The 18929-nt window shown below is 70.3% G+C and carries 16 protein-coding genes; 11 read left to right on the plus strand and 5 right to left on the minus strand.

The genetic code is table 11. From position 1 onward, the window contains the following. Nucleotides 1-301 precede the first annotated feature (301 nt). Nucleotides 302-1024: a metal-dependent hydrolase gene (locus Mam01_RS11320; RefSeq protein WP_204285326.1), complete on the plus strand. Its 723-nt coding sequence runs from the start codon at nt 302-304 to the stop codon at nt 1022-1024. A gap of 209 nt (nt 1025-1233) precedes the next feature. Further along, complete coding sequence (locus tag Mam01_RS11325) at nt 1234-4008, plus strand: aconitate hydratase (RefSeq protein ID WP_204285327.1); 2775 nt, start codon at nt 1234-1236, stop codon at nt 4006-4008. 69 nt (nt 4009-4077) lie between these two features. On the opposite strand, the gene Mam01_RS11330 is transcribed toward Mam01_RS11325, so the two are convergent. Next, on the minus strand, nt 4078-4287 hold the full coding sequence (locus Mam01_RS11330; protein ID WP_204285328.1) for a hypothetical protein: 210 nt from the start codon (nt 4285-4287) through the stop codon (nt 4078-4080). 163 nt (nt 4288-4450) lie between these two features. Here Mam01_RS11330 and Mam01_RS11335 point away from each other — a divergent pair, with 163 nt between their 5' ends. Further along, nucleotides 4451-5176, plus strand: coding sequence for a sulfite exporter TauE/SafE family protein (locus tag Mam01_RS11335; protein WP_204285329.1), 726 nt, complete (start codon nt 4451-4453; stop codon nt 5174-5176). A gap of 58 nt (nt 5177-5234) precedes the next feature. On the opposite strand, the gene Mam01_RS11340 is transcribed toward Mam01_RS11335, so the two are convergent. Together Mam01_RS11340 and Mam01_RS11345 are read right to left on the minus strand one after the other, a co-directional pair. Next, nucleotides 5235-7214, minus strand: a complete 1980-nt coding sequence (locus Mam01_RS11340) for an alpha-L-fucosidase (RefSeq protein ID WP_204285330.1) — start codon at nt 7212-7214, stop codon at nt 5235-5237. 331 nt (nt 7215-7545) lie between these two features. Beyond that, nucleotides 7546-8259, minus strand: a complete 714-nt coding sequence (locus Mam01_RS11345; RefSeq protein ID WP_204285331.1) for a FadR/GntR family transcriptional regulator — start codon at nt 8257-8259, stop codon at nt 7546-7548. Nucleotides 8260-8585: 326 nt separating this feature from the next. Between Mam01_RS11345 and Mam01_RS37310 the strand changes: the two genes are divergently transcribed. Genes Mam01_RS37310 through Mam01_RS11360 form a run of 4 tightly spaced genes read left to right on the plus strand, consistent with a single transcriptional unit; the run spans nt 8586 to nt 12418 of the window. Continuing rightward, on the plus strand, nt 8586-8711 hold the full coding sequence (locus Mam01_RS37310; protein WP_275408947.1) for a hypothetical protein: 126 nt from the start codon (nt 8586-8588) through the stop codon (nt 8709-8711). Continuing rightward, nucleotides 8708-9796, plus strand: a complete 1089-nt coding sequence (locus Mam01_RS11350; RefSeq protein WP_204285332.1) for a sugar ABC transporter substrate-binding protein — start codon at nt 8708-8710, stop codon at nt 9794-9796. Before Mam01_RS37310 ends, Mam01_RS11350 begins: the two co-directional genes overlap by 4 nt. A gap of 5 nt (nt 9797-9801) precedes the next feature. Then, nucleotides 9802-11373, plus strand: coding sequence for a sugar ABC transporter ATP-binding protein (locus tag Mam01_RS11355; RefSeq protein ID WP_239101226.1), 1572 nt, complete (start codon nt 9802-9804; stop codon nt 11371-11373). Then, nucleotides 11366-12418, plus strand: a complete 1053-nt coding sequence (locus Mam01_RS11360) for an ABC transporter permease (protein WP_150931906.1) — start codon at nt 11366-11368, stop codon at nt 12416-12418. Before Mam01_RS11355 ends, Mam01_RS11360 begins: the two co-directional genes overlap by 8 nt. 55 nt (nt 12419-12473) lie before the next feature. Here Mam01_RS11360 and Mam01_RS11365 read toward each other — a convergent pair whose 3' ends face one another. Further along, nucleotides 12474-13565 carry a LacI family DNA-binding transcriptional regulator gene (locus Mam01_RS11365; RefSeq protein WP_204285333.1) on the minus strand — a complete coding sequence of 364 codons (1092 nt, stop codon included), beginning with the start codon at nt 13563-13565 and terminating at the stop codon, nt 12474-12476. Nucleotides 13566-13742: 177 nt separating this feature from the next. Between Mam01_RS11365 and Mam01_RS11370 the strand changes: the two genes are divergently transcribed. Genes Mam01_RS11370 through Mam01_RS11385 form a run of 4 tightly spaced genes read left to right on the plus strand, consistent with a single transcriptional unit; the run spans nt 13743 to nt 18119 of the window. Continuing rightward, a complete protein-coding gene (locus tag Mam01_RS11370) occupies nt 13743-15110 on the plus strand; it encodes an ABC transporter substrate-binding protein (protein ID WP_204285334.1) in 1368 nt (455 codons plus the stop codon). Nucleotides 15111-15116: 6 nt separating this feature from the next. Then, on the plus strand, nt 15117-16040 hold the full coding sequence (locus Mam01_RS11375; RefSeq protein WP_204285335.1) for a carbohydrate ABC transporter permease: 924 nt from the start codon (nt 15117-15119) through the stop codon (nt 16038-16040). After that, nucleotides 16037-16861, plus strand: a complete 825-nt coding sequence (locus Mam01_RS11380) for a carbohydrate ABC transporter permease (protein ID WP_204285336.1) — start codon at nt 16037-16039, stop codon at nt 16859-16861. Before Mam01_RS11375 ends, Mam01_RS11380 begins: the two co-directional genes overlap by 4 nt. Nucleotides 16862-16865: 4 nt before the next feature. Next, on the plus strand, nt 16866-18119 hold the full coding sequence (locus Mam01_RS11385) for a glycoside hydrolase family 68 protein (RefSeq protein ID WP_204285337.1): 1254 nt from the start codon (nt 16866-16868) through the stop codon (nt 18117-18119). Here Mam01_RS11385 and larE read toward each other — a convergent pair. Further along, entirely contained in the window at nt 18066-18917 is an 852-nt protein-coding gene (gene larE, locus Mam01_RS11390; RefSeq protein ID WP_204285338.1) for an ATP-dependent sacrificial sulfur transferase LarE, read from the minus strand. The two genes, Mam01_RS11385 and larE, sit on opposite strands and share 54 nt — an antisense overlap. Nucleotides 18918-18929: the final 12 nt, after the last annotated feature.

Consider the following 18929-nt stretch of genomic DNA (forward strand, 5'->3'; position numbering starts at 1 on the left):
CCCGGTGCGCCCTGGGGAAGAGTGATGTAGCTCACCCGGAACTTTTTCCGGCTGCCGGGAACACCGCCCGAGACCGTAGCGTTATCTGGCACAGGCGGGATCGTTCTGCTCTGGGAGGGCTGGGGGGTGCTCTTGGAGCGGGACGATCCCGCACCCTTTTTCGGCGGGTCGCGCCGCCGCCCTATCTGACGTCGAACGGCCGCCGGGTTGGCGACGGGAGCCCCGACACAGGCCCGGCCTCGTGGGCGCTTCGCGGATTTTGTCGGTGCTTTGCCGTACAGTCTCAAGGCGTGATCTTGACATGATGGGGCACTCGCACGCCCTCAGCGGGGCGGCGGTGTGGCTCGCGGTCGCGCCGGCCCTGGTGGCGCTGCCGGGCGCGGTGGGCCATGTGGAACTGGCGACGCTGACGGGCCCGATCCTGACTCCGCCTGAGCTGGTCGCGGGGGCGGTGGTCTGCGCGGGCGCGGCCATGCTGCCCGACCTCGACCATCCCAGCGCCACGATCGCCCAGACGTTCGGCCCGGCGACCTACCTGCTGAGCAAGGGCGTCAACTTCGTGAGCGGCGGGCACCGGCACGCGACGCACTCGCTGTTGTTCAGCATCGTGATGGGGGTGGGTGCGCACCTGCTCGGCGACCGCTACGCCGTGGGCCGCGACATCCTGGTCGTCCTGATGATCGGCCTGGCGCTGCGCGCCGTGGGGCTCGGCGTGCCCGGCAAGACGCTCATCTCCGCGGTGGTGAACGTCGGAATGACCGCCGCGCTGTTCCTGACGTTCATGGTGCTCGGGGTCACCTACTCGTGGCTGGGGATCGCCATCGGGGTCGGCTGCCTCGTGCACATCATCGGTGACTGCCTGACCGAGCGCGGCTGTCCCGTCTTATGGCCGATCAAGGGGCGCTGGCTCCTGCCGTTCGACATCGGCATCAAGACCGGCAGGGCGTTCGAGAAGCAGTTCCTCGGCCCGGCCCTGTCGATCGTGGTGATCGCGCTGCTCTGCCTGCGGTTGATGCCCGCCTGAGCACGGGCCGCCGGCCTGTCTGAGACGCGCGGCCCGGACGCCTACCCACAAGTAACTTGATGTCGAGATATCGGGAGAGATATCTTGATGTCGAGACATCCTCGCGCCGCACAGGTAAGGGCGACCTGATTGTCAGGAGTGTTCCTTCGGTGCGGGAGGATGCATAGCGAACTTGTGGAACAAGCCCGGAACCTGGGGAGGCGAACTTCGTGTCCGCGAACAGCTTCGGCAGCCGTGACACGCTGCGCGTCGGCGACGCGTCATACGAGATCTACCGGCTGGACGCCGTCGAGGGGTCGGCGCGCCTCCCGTACAGCCTGAAGATCCTGCTGGAGAACCTGCTGCGCACCGAGGACGGCGCGAACATCACCGCCGACCACATCCGCGCCCTCGCCGGGTGGGACCCGAACGCCACGCCGAGCGTGGAGATCCAGTTCACCCCCGCCCGCGTGATCATGCAGGACTTCACCGGCGTCCCGTGTGTGGTGGACCTCGCCACCATGCGTGAGGCCGTCCGCGACCTGGGCGGGGACCCCGCCAAGATCAACCCGCTGGCCCCCGCCGAGATGGTCATCGACCACTCGGTCATCGTGGACTACTTCGGCCACCCCGACTCCTTCCAGCGCAACGTCGACCGGGAGTACGAGCGCAACCGCGAGCGCTACCAGTTCCTGCGCTGGGGCCAGACGGCCTTCGACGAGTTCAAGGTCGTCCCGCCGGGCACCGGGATCGTCCACCAGGTCAACATCGAGCACCTGGCCCGGGTCGTCATGATCCGCGACGGCCGGGCGTACCCCGACACCTGCGTGGGCACCGACTCGCACACCACGATGGAGAACGGCATCGGCGTCCTCGGCTGGGGCGTCGGCGGCATCGAGGCCGAGGCCGCGATGCTCGGCCAGCCGATCTCCATGCTGATCCCCCGGGTGGTCGGGTTCAAGCTGACCGGCAAGCTGCCCGCCGGCGCCACCGCGACCGACCTCGTGCTCACGATCACCGAGATGCTGCGCAAGCACGGTGTCGTCGGCAAGTTCGTCGAGTTCTACGGCGAGGGCGTCAGCAGCGTGCCGCTGGCCAACCGCGCCACGATCGGCAACATGAGCCCGGAGTTCGGCTCCACCTGCGCCATCTTCCCGATCGACGGCCAGACGACCGACTACCTCACGCTGACCGGCCGCTCGCCGGAGCAGGTCGCGCTGGTCGAGGCGTACGCCAAGGAGCAGGGCCTGTGGCTCGACCCCTCGGCCCCCGAGCCCGTCTTCAGTGAGTACATCGAGCTCGACCTGTCGACCGTCGTCCCGTCGATCGCCGGGCCGAAGCGCCCGCAGGACCGCATCCCGCTGGCGGACGCCAAGTCGGCCTGGCGCGCGGCGGTGCGCACCTACGTCGCCGACGACAGCGTCGAGGGTCCCGCCGACGAGGCGTCGGCCGAGTCCTTCCCCGCCTCCGACTCCCCGGCGATCTCCCGTTCGGGGGCCGGTGACGTGCCGCACGCGGTGCGGCGGAACGGCGAGCGGCCGAACCGCCCGACGACGGTCACGCCGGCGGAGGGCGCCCCGTTCGAGATCGACCACGGCGTGGTCACGATCGCCGCGATCACCTCCTGTACCAACACGTCCAACCCGTACGTCATGCTCGGCGCGGCCCTGCTCGCCAGGAACGCCGTGGACAAGGGCCTGGCGCGCAAGCCGTGGGTGAAGACCTCCCTCGCCCCGGGCAGCCAGGTCGTCACCGGCTACTTCGAGCGGTCCGGCCTCCAGCCGTACCTCGACAAGCTGGGCTTCAACCTGGTCGGCTACGGCTGTACCACCTGCATCGGCAACTCCGGCCCGCTGGACCCGGAGATCTCCGAGGCGATCCAGGAGAACGACCTCGCGGTCACCGCCGTGCTGTCGGGCAACCGCAACTTCGAGGGGCGCATCAACCCCGACGTCAAGATGAACTACCTGGCCTCGCCGCCGCTGGTCGTGGCGTACGCGCTGGCCGGGACCATGGACATCGACCTGAACAACGAACCGCTCGGCGTCGGAGCCGACGGGCAGCCGGTCTTCCTCAAGGACATCTGGCCCGCGCCCGAGGAGGTCGCGGCCGTGGTGTCCGAGTCGATCGGCCAGGACATGTTCCTGCGCGACTACGCGGACGTGTTCAAGGGCGACGAGCACTGGCGGTCGCTGCCGATCCCGACCGGTGACACCTTCGAGTGGGACGCCGACTCGACGTACGTCCGCAAGGCGCCGTACTTCGACGGCATGCCCGCCAAGCCCGAGCCGGTGACGGACATCAGGGGCGCCCGGGTCCTCGCCAAGCTGGGCGACTCGGTCACGACCGACCACATCTCGCCCGCCGGTTCGATCAAGGCCGACACCCCGGCCGGTCGTTACCTGCGCGAGCACGGCGTCGAGGTCAGGGACTTCAACTCCTACGGCTCCCGCCGGGGCAACCACGAGGTGATGATCCGCGGCACCTTCGCCAACATCCGGCTGCGCAACCTGCTGCTGGACGGCGTGGAGGGCGGCTACACCCGCGACTTCACCAAGGGCGGGGAGCAGGCGTTCATCTACGACGCCTCGCAGAACTACCAGGCCGCCGGCATCCCGCTGGTCGTCCTGGCCGGCAAGGAGTACGGCTCGGGCTCGTCGCGCGACTGGGCGGCCAAGGGCACCGCGCTGCTCGGCGTCCGCGCCGTCATCGCCGAGTCGTACGAGCGCATCCACCGGTCGAACCTGATCGGCATGGGCGTGCTGCCGCTGCAGTTCCCCGAGGGCGAGACGGCGCAGTCGCTCGGCCTGACCGGCGAGGAGACCTTCGACATCACCGGTGTCGAGGAGCTCAACGCCGGCGCGACCCCCGCCACCGTGACCGTGCGGGCCGGGGACGTCGAGTTCCAGGCCGTGGTCCGGATCGACACCCCGGGAGAGGCCGACTACTACCGCCACGGCGGCATCATGCAGTACGTCCTGCGCTCCCTGCTCGCCAAGAGCTGACCCCCGTCCGCGTCGGACCTGACGTCGTCCTGGGCGGGATTCAGTCCCGCCCAGGACGGCGCCCTCGCCCTACAGCGCGGTGGGGAGATCCTCGAGAAGACCTTCCCACTCCGGGGCGATGCGATTCGACGGAGGCCCGAGCCACAGGTCGCGCTCCGCGACGTACTCCGCCCAGCTTTCGGGGTCTTCCCTTCGCGTCCGCTCGATCTGCGCCGCGACACGCTGCCAGCGGAGCTTCTTCCTGTGCTCCCTCACGGCGTCCTCGACCAATGCGGTCATGCTCTTGCCTTCCTGAAGGAGCGCTATGCGCTGTCGCTGTGAGAAGCCTACGGACCCTGTGGTTACTATCGCAATACTTTTCGATTACTGACGGTGATTGTCTGGGTTCCTGGGCGGGATAACCGGTTGCCGCGGCGTGGGGAGCGGCCGTTAGGGTCCCGCCATGGATCACGAGGTGGCGCTGCTGCTGGTCGCGGGCGTGGCCGTCTTCGCCGGGGCGGTCGTCCAGGGAGGGGTGGGGTTCGGGCTCGGCCTGGTGGCGGCTCCCGTGATCACCCTGCTCGGCCCGACGGTGATGCCCGGTGCGGTGCAGGTCGTCAACATGACGATGCCGCTGCTCACGCTGGCCCGGGAGTGGCGGGGGACCGAGTGGCGGGGCGCGGGCTTCGCCCTCCTCGGCAGGCTGCCGGGAAGCGCCGCCGGGGCCCTGGTGATCGTCTACGTCAGCACGGCGACGCTGGGCGTGCTGGTCGGCGTCATGGTGCTGGCCGCGGTGGTGCTGACGGCCCGCGCCGTCGCGGTGCCCCGAAACGGCGCGACGCTGACCGCGGCCGGGTTCGTGTCGGGCGTCACCGGCACGGCCACCGGGATCGGCGGGCCGCCGATCGCGCTCGTCTACCAGAGCGCCCGCGGCCCGGAGATCCGGGCGACTCTGGCGACGTTCTTCTGCCTGAGCGCCGCGCAGTCGCTCGTCATCCTCGGCCTTCTCGGCAGGCTGCCGGCCCGCGCGCTGGTCGCGGGGGCGGCCCTGGTGCCGTTCGTCCTGCTCGGCCATGCCGTGTCGGGGCCGCTGCGCCGCTATCTCGACGGCGGAAGGGTGCGCGCGGCCGTCCTCGCCGTGGCGGCGGTCTCCGCGTGCGCCCTTCTCGGCCAGAGCCTCGCCCGGTGAGCCCGCGCGTGGCCGGCGGACGGCGGCCCGCCCCCGTGAGGGCGGGCCGCCCGGCGGGTCAGACCGCGGTGACGGTCCACTGGTTGTTGGCGTTGTTGTTCGGCGTCCACATGCCGACGGCGGAGCCGGCGCTGGTGTAGCCCATGCCGTCGAGGGAGGTCCCGGTGCCGCGGTTGACGATCTGGTAGCGGCCGTTGCCCATGTCGGTCAACTTCCACTGCTGGTTGTTGCCGCCGTTCCAGGCCGCCTGCTTGCACAGCGCGCCGTTGGTGGAGTCGCCCCAGCTGTCGGCGACCATGCCGTTGGTGCGGTTGACGATCCGGTACCAACCACCGCCCAGGTCGACCAGCTGCCACTGCAGGTTGTTGCTGCCGTCCCAGTTCCACTGCTTGAGGTTCGACCCCGACGCCACGTTGCCGCCGCTGTCCAGCACCAGGCCGGTGGCGGCGTTGGCGATCCGCACGTAGCCGGTCGGGGTGCCGCCGGAGCCCGGCGAGGGGATCTGGCCGTTGAAGGTCAGCTTGACCACGTACGCGGGGGCGGTGAACGGGGCGTTGGACGACGGCATCGAGATGTGCAGGCCCGAGCCGTCCTGGGTGCGGTTGGGCAGGTCGGTGTACTGGCCCGCGGATGAGCCCAGCAGCTGCACCGAGGCGAGGTTGTTCAGGTTGATCCGGTTCGAGCCCAGCGTCGCGATGTTCAGCGTGGCGCCCGGCCAGCCCAGCACGGTGGCGTACAGGGCCGTGTTGTCCTTGCTGCGGGTGAAGCGGATGTCCTGCGCGGTGCCCGCCCGGGGGGTGGTGAAGGAGCCGCCGCCCATCTGCGTGGGCCCCTCGCCGAAGACCGACCAGGCCCGGGTGGAGTAGATGGACTCGCCGAAGCGCTTGAGGTAGTCGCCGATGCCCAGCAGGATCGTCCGCTGCCCGGAGGGGATGGTGCCGTCGGCCATCGGGGCGATGTTGAGGAGCATGTTGCCGTTCTTGCTGACCCGGTCGATCAGCGAGTGCAGCATGGCGTTGAGTGAGTAGTAGCCGATGCCGTTCGTGTAGCACCAGCTGGAGCTGGAGATGCTGTCGTCGGTCAGCCAGTAGGGGGTCTGGATGCCCGCCGGGCCGCCGCGCTCGTAGTCGACCACCTCGCCCCTGGTGTTGTACCCGTCCTTGTAGGTGGCGACGACGTCCTTGTTCCAGGCGACCGCCTGGTTGTAGTAGTACGACAGGAAGTTCAGCCGGTACGACTCGGGGATCTGGCTGAGGTTGAAGTCCTCCCAGATGACGTCGGGCTGGTAGCCGTCGATGATCTCCTTGAGCTTGTCGTACCAGAGCTGGTATTCGGTGGTCTTGTCGAGCTGGCCGTACAGCTTCTTGAGGCTGGTGCTGGACTGCGACGGCACCCACTGGTAGAAGCCGGTGAAGTTGTAGGCGTGGTGCATGGCCACCAGGAGCTTGAGCCCCTTGGACCGGATGGCGTCGGCGTGCAGCCGCAGCAGGTCAAGCTTGGGCCCGGTGGCGACCGAGTTCCACTCGTTCACCCGGCTGTTCCACATCGAGTAGCCGTCGTGGTGCTCGGCCACCGGCCCGGCGAACTTCGCCCCGGCGTCGGCGAACAGCTGCGCCCACTCGTTGGGGTCGAAGTTGCCGCCGGCCGACTTGAGCTTGGGCGCGAACTGCACGAAGTTGCCGGCCTTGTCCCGGGCGCCGTTGATGAAGTTGTGGTACGGCCAGGCGGACGGGTCGCCGAAGACGCTCTTGTGGTGGTTGTTCTCGTTCGACCCGTTGTTGTACATGTTGCGCGGATACCACTCGTTGGCGTACGCGGGGACGCTGAAGACGCCCCAGTGGAAGTAGATGCCGAACTTGGCGTCCTGGAACCACTCGGCGGCCGGCGGGTGCTGGTCGACCGAGGACCAGCTCGCGCTGTAGCTCTGCGGGCCGGCGGTGGCCCACGCGGGGCCGGCTTTCAGCACACCTGCGGCGGTGGCGACCGCGGCCGACGCGAGTAAGTGACGGCGGCTCATCCGGAACGAGGGCGAAGACATACGCGTGCCTTTCGGAGAAGGGGCTCTGTGGTGCGGCGTATGAGGGTTACTGCTAAGACATGGGATGTCTTTGTAAGTCGGGGCACGGGGTCTGTCCAGACCCAACGGAGTCGGCGTCCCGCCGCCGATGCCCGCCCCGCCACCCGCCGCGGCCCCGGAACGGGGCCACGCCGCATACCTCCGATGACGTTCGCCCATGCCGCACGCACTGGCGGCCGGTGCCGGGTCCGCCCTGGGATCGGGGCCCAGGGCCCTACGCCGGATGACGAGAGCTCTTACAAAGGCATGGGATGTCTGTAAGTTTCACAACGCGGTCTCGCGGTCGGTGTGGTCACCTCGGCGGCTCGTCCGCGGGGCCGGGCACCGAAGGGCCGAGGTTCTCCCTGAGCCAGGTCTCCGTGGTGTTCACGTGCAGCAGCGCGGCCGCTTGTGCGAGGGGCGCGTCGCCGTCCGCGAGCGCCCGGTAGATGGCGGCGTGTTCGGCGATCGTCCGGCCGGCCGCGTTCTCCACCACCAGCCCGCGCCACACGCGGGCGCGGAGCGTCCGGCCGGAGATGCCGCCGAGCAGTGCGCACAGCGACTGGTTGCCCGTGGCCGCGAACACGGCGCGGTGGAAGGCGTCGTCGTGGTGGTTCAGCAGCTCCACGTCGTCCTGGGCGGCGATCATCGCGTCGAGGTGACGTCCGACCTCCGCGAGCTGGACGGCGGTGATGCGGGTGGCGGCCAGGGCCGTGGCCACCGGTTCGAACAGCCGCCGCACCTCGGTGATCTCCAGGAGGTCGTCGCGCCGCATCATCTCCACCGCGAGACCGACGCCCTCCAGCAGCAGTTCCGGCTTGAGGCTCGTGACGAAGGTGCCGTCACCCCTGCGCACCTCCAGCACGCGGGTGGTGACGAGAGAGCGGACGGCCTCCCTGAGCAGGTTGCGGGACAGCCCGAGCTCGGCGGCGAGATCCTGCTCCGGCGGCAGCCGCGCGCCCGGGGGCAGGGTCCCGTCCTTGATGAGCTGCCGGATGCGTTCGATCGCCTGCTCGGTCAACGACATAGCCGAATTTTCGTACGCGGGGACCCGGAACAGCCACACGGACCCGTGGCGCGCCGGCCCGGGAGTGCCGGATATGGGGCAGCCGGAAAGGGTCGGCGGGGCCCCGAGGCTCACGGAAGGTCACTCCGCCGTCTCCTGCTGTGGCGGGAAACATGCGATGTATTCGGTCGGGCCTCCTCGCGTCGCTGAGTCACGGAACCGGTTGCACTCCCGAGAGGAGCAGGACTTTATCCAGGAATTTCGGGGGTTTCGGCGATTGCGACGCCTGGAGGTCTGGACACTGACATGGTTTTGGCCATAGAAAGACATCCCATGTTCTGTCAATAATGAGCACGTACGAGGGCAGCCTCGCCGGAGGCTCGCGCGCCCCCCGGCGCGCGGGCTCGATCGCGCCCGCGGGCGCGATCGGCCACGGCAGGCCCGTCGTGGCGATGCAGAAGGAGAGACTATGAGAAGCAGACGCTTCGGGGCTGGGCTGGTTCTGGCCGTCGCCGGTTGCCTCGCCGCCGCGTGCGGGGGGAACGGCGGTTCCGGCGGCGAGGGGACCGCGGCCTCCGGCGGGACGGACACGGCGGCGAAGGCGGTGGTCGGCGTCGACTACCCGCGGTCGGACACCGACTTCTGGAACTCCTACATCCAGTACGTGCCCAAGTTCGCCGGTGAGCTGGGCGTCGACCTCAAGACCACCAACTCCCAGAACGACGTGGCCAAGCTCGCCGCGAACGTGCAGACGCAGATCGGCCAGGGCGTCAAGGCCGTGGTCATGGCGCCGCAGGACACCGCCGCGGTGGCCCCCACGCTGCAGCAGCTGGAGGGGAAGAAGATCCCCGCCGTGCTGGTGGACACGCGCCCCGACACGGGGAACGCGTTCATGGTCGTGCGCGCCGACAACCGCGCGTACGGGGAGAAGGCCTGCAAGTTCCTGGGCGAGAAGCTTCAGGGCAAGGGCAAGGTGGTCATGCTGGAGGGCGACCTGGCCTCCATCAACGGCCGGGACCGCACCGAGGCGTTCAACGACTGCATGAAGCAGAACTACCCCGGCATCACGGTCTTCGGCGAGGCCACGAAGTGGGACGGCGCCGTGGCCGCGCAGAAGCTCTCCACGAGGCTCACCGCGAACCCGGACATCAAGGGCGTCTACATGCAGTCGAGCTTCGCCCTCGCGGGCACGCTGCAGGTGCTGAAGCAGCGTGACCTCCTGGTGGCGCCGGACGACCCCAAGCACGTCTTCATCGTCTCCAACGACGGCATCCCGCAGGAGCTCAAGGACATCGCCGCCGGGAACATCGACGCCACCGTCTCGCAGCCCGCGGACCTGTACGCCAAGTGGGCGCTGTCGTACGCGCAGGCCGCGGCCGAGGGCAAGACCTTCCAGCCGGGCAAGACCGACCACGACAGCACCATCATCGAGGTGCGTCCCGGTCTGCTCGAAGACCAGCTCTCCGCGCCTCTGGTCACGGCGGACGGCGGTACGTACGGTGACATCTCCAGCGTCAAGCACGACGACAAGTCGCTGTGGGGCAACAACCTGAGCTGAGAGGCATGACAATGGGCGATTTCGCGGCAGGGCCCGCGAGCCCTTCGCCCGCCCGCGACGGCGAGCCGGTCCGCACCGGCCCGCCCGTCGCCGAGGCGGAAAGCATCACCAAGAGATACGGCGAGACGACGGCGCTGGACCGCGCCCACATCACGATCAGGCAGGGGGAGACCCACGCGCTGGTCGGACGCAACGGCGCCGGCAAGTCGACGCTGGTCTCCATCCTCACCGGCCTGCAGGCGCCGGACGAGGGCGAGGTCCGCTTCGCCGGGACCCCCGCGCCGCGGTTGTCCGACCGCGACGCGTGGCGGGAACGGGTCGCCTGCGTCTACCAGAAGTCCACGATCATCCCTGAGCTGACCGTGGCGGAGAACCTGTACCTGAACCGGCACGACCGCGGCCGGTTCGGACTGGTCGGCTGGAAGGGCGTGTGGCGGAAGGCCGCCGAGCTCCTGGAGGCCTGGTCGGTGGACGTCGACGTCCGCCGGCCGGCCGGGGAGCTCGGCGTGGAGCAGCGGCAGTTCGTGGAGATCGCCCGGGCGTTGTCGTTCGGCGCCCGGTTCATCATCCTGGACGAGCCGACCGCGCAGCTCGACGGCGCGGCGATCTCCCGGCTGTTCGACCGGATGCGGGCGATGCGGGACCAGGGAGTGACCTTCCTGTTCATCAGCCATCACCTGCAGGAGATCTACGAGATCTGCGACACGGTCACGGTGTTCCGGGACGCCCGGCACATCCTGACCGCGCCGGTGACCGACCTGCCGCAGGGCGAGCTGGTCGCGGCGATGACCGGGGAGGCGGCCGGCCTGCGGGAGCACGCCGTCCGCCCGCCGGTCCTGGCCGAGGCCCCGGTGGTCCTCGACGTCCGGGGACTGACCGACGGCGACGTCTACCAGGACGTCGACCTCACGGTCCGCGAGGGAGAGATCGTGGGCCTGGCCGGCCTCGGCGGCAGCGGGAAGACCGAGCTCGCCGAGACCATCGTCGGGCTGCGTGCCCCGCAGGACGGGACCATGGAGGTGGGCGGCCGGCGACCGCGTCCGGGGAGCGTGCCCGACTCGCTCGCCGCGGGCGTGGGATTCGTCCCCAGGGACCGGCACCACCAGGGCCTCGTCCCGCTGATGTCGATCGCCGACAACACCACGATGACCGTGCCCGAACGGCTCGGGCCGGCGGGGTTCGTCAGCGGGCGCCGCAAGGACGCGCTGGCCCGCGAGATGATCAAGAATCTCGCGATCAAGACTCCCGGCCCGGACCTGCCGGTCTCCGGGCTGTCCGGCGGCAACCAGCAGAAGGTGGTGATGGCCCGCGCCCTGGCGAACGACCCCCGCCTGCTCGTGCTGATCACGCCGACCGCCGGGGTCGACGTCCGGTCGAAGGAGTTCCTGCTCGAAAAGGTCGAGGAGATCGCCGGAAACGGCACCGGTGTCGTGATCGCCTCCGATGAACTTGACGATCTGCGGCTGTGCAACCGGGTGCTCGTGCTGTTCCACGGCCGGGTCGTCGCGGATCTGGCCGCCGGCTGGCACGACCACGAGATGGTGGCCGCCATGGAAGGAGTCGACCTCGATGCCTGAGACCACCGCCGCCCACCCCGGGACGGGGCACCCCCAGGGCTCCGCGCCGCCGGAGAGCGCGGAGACGGGAAGGCGCCGCTCCCCGATCCCGCTGGCCCGGCTGCGGGACTTCGCCCTGGTCCCCGCGATCATCGTGATCGCGATCGTCGGCCAGGTCGTGAGCCCGATCTTCCTGCAGGCCGACAACCTGATCAACATCCTGCAGACGATGTCGGAGATCTCGCTGCTCGTCCTGGCGCAGACGCTCGTGCTGGTCGCCGGCCGGATGGATCTGTCGCTGGAGTCGACCTTCGGGCTGGCTCCCGGCGTGGCCGCCTGGCTGACGGTCGCGGCGGGGGCGGGGCACGGGCTCGGGCTGGTGCCCGGGGCGTGGGCGATCCCGATCACCCTCCTGGTCGGCGTGCTCGTCGGAATGGTGAACTCGCTGTTCATCGTCCGCTTCGGGCTCAACGGCTTCATCGTCACGCTGGGCATGCTCATCGTGCTGCGCGGCCTCCTGACGGGCATCTCCGGCGGGCAGACCTTCTTCAACCTCCCGGCGCCCATGGCCTACCTCGGCTCGACGATGTGGCTCGGCGTGCCCGCGTCGATCTGGATCTGCCTGCTGCTGTTCGCGGCCGGCATCGTGCTGCTCGGGTTCACCCGGTTCGGGCGCGCGTTGTACGCCATCGGCGGCAACGTGGACGCCGCCAAGGCGGCGGGCATCCGTACGGACCGGGTGCTGTGGATCACGCTGATCTCCGCCGGCGCGCTGGCCGCGCTCGGCGGGCTCATGCTGTCGGGCCGGCTCGCCTCCGTCGCCGCCTCCCAGGGCAACGGAGCGATCTTCACGGTGTTCGCGGCCGCCGTCATCGGAGGGGTCAGCCTCAACGGCGGCAAGGGAACGGTGTTCGGCGCGTTCACCGGCATCCTGCTGCTCTACATGATCCAGAACGTCCTGACGCTGGCGGGCGTGCCCGCCCAGTGGATCGACGCGCTCAACGGGGCGATCATCCTCACCGCCCTGGCGATCTCCCGGCTGACCGGGGGCAAGTCACAGAACTGAGGGGGTTCCGGCAGCCCGGGCACGGCTGCCGGAACGTCTTCCCACGGTCTCCTGATCACGGGGTCGCGGCGGCGACCGACTCCCGGAGGCGGACGGGCATCGGCACCCGGTGCACCTCGCCCTCCCGCACCTCGCCCTCCCGCACTGCGCCCTCCTGTACGGCGTCGTCACCGTCACGGCCCATCTCCGCGAACAGGACGTCCACCGCCTTGCGGCCCAGTTCGTAGTGGGGGAGCGCCACCGTGGTCAGCTTGGGGCGCATCCACGCGGCGATGGGGTGGTCGTCGAAGGAGACGACCGAAACGTCGCCGGGCACCTTCAGCCCGAAGTCGTCGAGCGCCTGGTAGGCGCCCAACGCGATCCGGTCGTTGAAGCAGATCAACGCGCGCGGCCGCGCGCCCTCCAGCAGCGCCCTGGTCGCGGCGAGGCCGTACTCCGGCTGCCAGTCGGCGCAGACGTGGCCGCCCGCCACCTTGACCCCCGCCTCGCCGAGCACCTCCCGGATGCCGATGAGCCGTTCGACGGCCGCGACGCTGCCTCCCGGGGGAACGTCGCGCCGTCCGGGACCGGCGCCGACCAGATGGATGCCCTCGCGATGGCCGGCGTCGAGCAGGACCCGTGCGGCGCGGCGGCCGGCCTCGACCTCGTCGGGGAGCACCGAGGGCAGCGGAGACCGCTGCTTGGGCAGCGCGTTGAGCAGCACGGCGGGGGCGGCCCCCATCACCTTGGGCACCCTGATGGTCCGCGTGTACATCGCGGCCAGGATGAGCCCGTCCACCTGACGGTCGTGCATGGCCTGCAGCAGGAGACGTTCGAGCTCGGGATCTCCCTCCGTCTCACCGATGAACAGCATGAAGCCGCGCTCGCGCGCGGCCTCCAACGCCCCTTTGATCATGTCGCCGGCGAGCCGCGACGTGGCGATCGTGTCCGAGACGAAGCCGATAGTCCGAGTTGTCCCAGTTCGTAGGCCTACGGATACGATGTTCGGCCGATACTGCAACTCGGCCGCGGCCTTGAGCACACGCTGCTCGACATCCTGGGAGATGCGCAGCTCCCGCCCGCGGCCGGACAACACGAGCGACGCGGTGGTCGGCGAGACGCCGGCGATCTTGGCGACGTCCGCCAGCGTGACCCGTCGTGGGCTCACCGAGCGACCTCCTGTGCTGTGAGGGTTGACACCCCGCGACACGTATGGTGAGACTATCGCATTGCTAATCCGATTTAGCAAACCGATTTCCGGGGCGTCCGGCATTGCCGTCGAGGGGATCCCCGAGCGGTCTGGTCAGCCAACCAACCCGAGCAACAGCAACCCAAGGAGACGCACATGTCGCGTCGAATCCGCCGATGGAACGGAGCGGTGCTCACGGTCGCCCTGGGAGGGGCGCTGGCGGCGGGGTGCGGGGCACCGGGAGGCGACGCCCCCCAGGCGGAGGCCACCGGCACGTCCCCCTCGTCCGCCTCGTCCGCGCCCACCTGCGGCACGGCGCCGGTCACGCTGAACGGCTACTTCGAGACCGGCTTCCCGGTGCCGAAGGATCTCGCCGACGAGTTCACCAAGCAGCATCCGAACGTCACATTTAACATCCGCGAGGACCAGTTCGCGGTCATCACCCAGAACGCGCCGCGCGTCCTGGCGGACGACCCGCCGGACCTGATGCGGCTTCCCCAGGTGTCCGAGCTCGTCAAGAACAACCTGCTGAAGAACCTCGACGGCTACGCGAAGGCGTTCGGCTGGGACTCCTGGCCGGCGTCGCAGCTCCAGCAGATGCGGATGGTCCCCGGCGGGAAGACCCGCGGCGAGGGCTCCCTGTACGCCATGGGACTCAACTTCAGCATGACCGGCGTCTTCTACAACAAGAAGCTCGCCGCGAAGATCGGGATGTCGGAGCCCCCGGCCACCCTGGCGGAGCTGGACGACGCGCTCGCGAAGGCCAAGAGCGCGGGCGTTCCGCCCATCGCCCAGTTCAACGGAGGAGCCACCGGCGGGCTCGCCTTCCCGCTGCAGGACCTCATGGCCGCCTACGGTCCCCCCGGGCCGATCAACGACTGGATCTTCCAGAAGCCGGGAGCCACCATCGACACGCCGCCGAACCTGGCGGCGACGCGGCACCTGGAGAAGTGGATCAAGGCCGGGTACTTCTGGAAGGACGTCAACGCCGTCGACTACGCGACGATGATGAGCCGCTTCATCAAGGGCGAGGGCCTCTTCATGTTCAACGGCGACTGGGAGTCGGGGAACCTCGACAAGCAGATGCCGGGCGACGTGGGCTTCTTCCTGATGCCGCCGGAGCGTGAGGGCGGCGGCCAGGCCGCGATGTCCGCGCCGCTGACCTTCGGGATCAGCTCCAGGGCGAAGAACGCCGACTGCGCGGCGTTCTTCCTCAACTGGGTGGCGACCGACGCGAAGGCGCGGGAGATCGGCGTGAGGGTCGGCGGCTCCCACCCGATGGGCCCCGCTGACGCGGCGATGCCCGAGGTCAAGGCGGGCACGGTCACCGCGAGCACCCTGGAGGCGGGCGCGAAGATCGGCAAGGACAACGGCGCGATGGACTTCATCGCCAACGCCACGGGCGCGATCTACGCCAAGAGCTGGACCCCGCAGCTGCAGAAGCTGGTCGCCGGGCAGCAGACCCCCGACGGGCTGCTGAAGTCGGTGCAGAGCGACTACACGAGCCAGGTCGGGGGGAGCTGAGCGCCGATGGCACGGCGGACTCCGAAGACGAGAAGGCCGGGCCCCGCCCGCGCGGCGGGGCTCCGCACCCCGAGCTGGGTCGGCTGGCTGTTCGTCGCCCCGGCGCTGGCCGTCTACGCGGTCTTCGTGCTGCGGCCGATCGCCCTCACCTTCCAGTACTCGGTGTACCGCTGGGACGGCATCGGCTCGTCCACCTGGGCCGGGCTGAGCAACTACGGGAAGGTGTTCACCGACCCCGACCTGTTCGCGACCATCCTCAACGCGGTCAAGCTGATCGTCTTCTTCAGTCTGATCCCGGTCGTGCTCGGCCTCGTGATCGCCTCGACGATCCGGCGGATCGCCGCGAGCCGGCTCGCGCTGGCCGCCCGGACGGTCCTGTTCCTGCCGCAGGTCATCCCGCTCGTCGCGGCGGGCATCGCGTGGAGCTGGCTGCTGTCGTCCACCGGCCTGGTCAACCAGTTGCTGTCGCGCATCGGTCTCGGCGGCGTGACGCGCGCCTGGCTGGGCGACTTCTCCACCGCCCTGCCGGCGGTCGGCGTGATCGGCGCGTGGGTGCTCCTCGGCCTGTGCACGATCCTGCTCCTGTCCGGCATGAGCAAGATCGACCCGGCGTTGTACGAGGCGGCCCGGATGGACGGCGCCGGGCCGGTCCGCGAGTTCGTCTCGATCACCGTGCCGAGCCTGCGGCAGGAGATCGGCGTCTGCGTCACGGTGACCGTGATCGCGGCCCTGGCGAGCTTCGACATCGTGTACGTCGCGACCCAGGGCGGCCCGGGGAACACGACGATGGTCCCCGGCCTGGAGATCTACTACCTTGCCTTCTCCGAACGGCAGGTGGGCACGGCCTCCGCGCTCGCCGTCGTGCTCATGGTGCTCGTCATCGTCGTCGCCCTTCCCATCCAGTGGCTCACGAAGGACAGATCCTCATGATCGTCGGACGCGGGGAGACGTGGAGCGGGAGGGTGCTGCTCGTCCTGCTGATGGCGGCCACGCTCATGCCGTTCGCCAGCCTGTTCGTCACGGCCCTGCATCCCCGGGGCAGCTACCCGTCCGGTCTCGACTGGCCCGCCGACCCGCACTGGGGCAACTTCGTCACGGCTTTCCAGGTCGCGCGGATGGGCGAACTGGTGAAGTCGAGCACGCTCATCGTCCTCGGCGTGGTGCCCGTGTCGCTGCTCCTCGCGACGCTGGCGGGCTTCGCCATCGGCCACCTCCGCATAGCGGGACGCAACGTGGTGTTCCTGACGTTCGTGCTCGGGCTGACGCTCCCCTTCGAGGGCATCATCACGCCGCTGTACTACCAGGTGCGCGACATGGGCCTGCTGAACACCAGGTGGGCCATCATCCTGCCGCTCATCGGGCTGTTCATGCCGTTCGCGGTGTTCTGGATGCGGGCGCACTTCGTGAACATGCCCGACGAGCTGTCCGAGAGCGCACGGATGGACGGGGCGAACCTCTGGCAGCTCTTCTGGCGCATCCACGTGCCGCTGGCCATGCCGGCGCTGTCGTCCCTCGCCATCCTGCTGTTCCTGTGGACCTGGAACCAGTTCCTGCTGGCCATCGTCCTCGTCGACGACCCGCTGAAACGGACGATGTCCGGCGCCCTGGGCGCCTTCCAGGGACAGTGGGGCACCGACATGCCGCTGCTGTGCGCCGGCTCGCTGCTGATCCTGACCCCCACACTCGCCATCTTCCTGATCTTCCAGCGCCGCTTCGTCACGGCTCTGCTGCAGGGCTCGCTGAAGGGATGACCGCGTGAACGACGACGGCCCCGCGCGCTGGACGCGGCGGCATCTCGACCTGATGACCACCGGCCCGGACGCGACGGCGCCGCCCGCCCGCACTCCCGCCCCGCCGCGGGTGCTGCCCGGCGACGACGTCTGGGACCTGTGGCCGATCCAGGAGGAGGACGGCTCGACGTCCGTGGTCCTCGGCCGCGAGCTGTGGATGGCGCTCTCCGCGCCCGCCGCCGGACACCCGGAGGAGCGTCACGACCACGCCCGGATCAGGCTGCTCGCCAGGGACGGCGAGGACTGGCACGACCTCGGGCCCGCGTTCGCCGACGGCGCGTCGCCGGGCAGCCGCGAGTGGTCCGGATCGGCGGTCCGCCGCCCCGACGGCACCGTGTCGGTCTTCTACACGGCCGCCGGGCGGCGGGGCGAGGCACGCCCGACGTTCGTCCAGACCGTCGTCGAGGCCCGGCCCGCGGTGGTCGTCGCCGAAGGCGGCCGGGTCCTGCTCGACCGGGCCGCCGGGCACCGCGAGGTCCTCCGCTCGGACGGCCCGATCTACCTGCCGGCCGACGAGATCGACGGAGGGCCCGGGCGGATCAGGGCCTTCCGCGACCCGGGCTGGTTCCGCGACCCGGCCGACGGGCGCGAGTATCTCCTCGTCGCGGCATCCGTCGCCGCGCCCGCGAGCGGAGAAGCCGGAGACGGCGGAGACGGCGACCATGGCGGAGATGGCGGCTACATGGGCGCGGTGGCCCTCGCCGAAGCGCGGGACGGCGGCTGGTCGCTGCTGCCTCCCCTCCTCGTGGCCGACGGCGTCAGCCACGAGCTCGAACGGCCGCACGTCGTGGTCCGCGACTCGTCCTACTACCTGTTCTTCTCGACCCAGCGCCACTCGTTCCATCCGCCGGGAAGCGCGCCCACCGGGCTCTACGGCTTCGTCGCGCCCCGCCTGACCGGGCCGTACGCGCCGCTCAACGGGTCGGGGCTGGTGGCCGCCAATCCCCCGGAGGACCCCGACCAGGCGTACGCCTGGCTGGTGCTGCCCGATCTGCGCGTCGTGAGCTTCGTCAACTACCGGTCCACCGCCGTCGGCGCGGACCCCTGGCGGGCCGGGGCCGCCGAGGCGCGGGCCGCCTTCGGCGGGACGATCGCGCCGGTCTTCCGGCTCGCCCTCGACGGAGCCCGCACCCGCGTGGTCGCCCTCGCGCCTGTAAATGGGCCGTCAGGAGGGGAGCAGCGGCAGCAGGGCGTTCAGGCGCCCGGACGCGAAGCCTGAGAGATCCAGCGAGCAGAAGGTGAAGCCGGCGCCGCGGACGGCGGCGTCGACGCGCTCGCGCGCCTCGGTCACGCGCGGGATCTCGTCCCGCGGCACCTCCACCCGGGCGAGCGTGCCGCCCGCGTGCGCGCGCACCCGGCACACGGGGAAGCCGAGGCCGCGCAGCGCGGCCTCGGCGGCCTCGACCCTGGCCAGCACCTCGGGCGTGACCGGGTCGCCGTAGCTCACCCGCGACGCCAGGCACGGCGCGGCGGGCTTGTCGGCGGTGACCAGCCCGAGCCTGCGGCTGACCAGGCGGACGCCGGCCTTGGTCAGCCCGGCGTCCACCAGCGGCGCGATGGCTCCGCGCTCGGCCGCGGCCCGCTGCCCCGGGCGGTGGTCGCCGAGGTCGTCGAGGTTCGTGCCGAGGGCGACCCGGGCGCCCATCGCGGCCGCCAGCGGCGCGACGGCGTCGAAGAGCGCCGACTTGCAGTGGTAGCACCGGTCGGCGCCGTTGGCGGCATACTCGGGCCGCTCGGCCTCGTCGGTGCACACCTCCAGGTGGGCCAGGCCGTGGCGCCGCGCGAACGCGCGGGCGGCGGCCCGCTCGGAGGCGGCCAGGCTGGGGGAGACCGCGGTGACGGCGAGGGCCCGCCGCCCGAGCACCCGGGCGGCGGCGAAGGCGAGCAGCGCGGAGTCGGCGCCGCCGGAGTACGCCACGACGACCGCCTCCTCCCGGCGCAGCCGGGCCGTCAGCCTCTCCAGCGCGTCGTCGGCGGCCTGATCAGTGGCGTCGTCCACCCTTACGTCAGCCTCCATGCCAGCCTCCAT

Origin of the sequence: Microbispora amethystogenes (genome assembly GCF_016863015.1) — a bacterium.
GTDB classification, from domain to species: Bacteria; Actinomycetota; Actinomycetes; order Streptosporangiales; family Streptosporangiaceae; genus Microbispora; species Microbispora amethystogenes.

Excerpts from the sequence above, each read along its gene's own strand:
- Mam01_RS11320 (WP_204285326.1), top strand. The coding sequence starts at position 302 with ATGATGGGGCACTCGCACGCCCTCAGCGGGGCGGCGGTGTGGCTCGCG.
- Mam01_RS11330 (WP_204285328.1), bottom strand. The coding sequence starts at position 4,287 with ATGACCGCATTGGTCGAGGACGCCGTGAGGGAGCACAGGAAGAAGCTC.
- Mam01_RS11335 (WP_204285329.1), top strand. The coding sequence starts at position 4,451 with ATGGATCACGAGGTGGCGCTGCTGCTGGTCGCGGGCGTGGCCGTCTTC.
- Mam01_RS11340 (WP_204285330.1), bottom strand. The coding sequence starts at position 7,214 with ATGTCTTCGCCCTCGTTCCGGATGAGCCGCCGTCACTTACTCGCGTCG.
- Mam01_RS11345 (WP_204285331.1), bottom strand. The coding sequence starts at position 8,259 with ATGTCGTTGACCGAGCAGGCGATCGAACGCATCCGGCAGCTCATCAAG.
- Mam01_RS37310 (WP_275408947.1), top strand. The coding sequence starts at position 8,586 with ATGAGCACGTACGAGGGCAGCCTCGCCGGAGGCTCGCGCGCCCCCCGG.
- Mam01_RS11350 (WP_204285332.1), top strand. The coding sequence starts at position 8,708 with ATGAGAAGCAGACGCTTCGGGGCTGGGCTGGTTCTGGCCGTCGCCGGT.
- Mam01_RS11355 (WP_239101226.1), top strand. The coding sequence starts at position 9,802 with ATGACAATGGGCGATTTCGCGGCAGGGCCCGCGAGCCCTTCGCCCGCC.
- Mam01_RS11360 (WP_150931906.1), top strand. The coding sequence starts at position 11,366 with ATGCCTGAGACCACCGCCGCCCACCCCGGGACGGGGCACCCCCAGGGC.
- Mam01_RS11370 (WP_204285334.1), top strand. The coding sequence starts at position 13,743 with ATGTCGCGTCGAATCCGCCGATGGAACGGAGCGGTGCTCACGGTCGCC.
- Mam01_RS11375 (WP_204285335.1), top strand. The coding sequence starts at position 15,117 with ATGGCACGGCGGACTCCGAAGACGAGAAGGCCGGGCCCCGCCCGCGCG.
- Mam01_RS11380 (WP_204285336.1), top strand. The coding sequence starts at position 16,037 with ATGATCGTCGGACGCGGGGAGACGTGGAGCGGGAGGGTGCTGCTCGTC.
- larE (WP_204285338.1), bottom strand. The coding sequence starts at position 18,917 with ATGGAGGCTGACGTAAGGGTGGACGACGCCACTGATCAGGCCGCCGAC.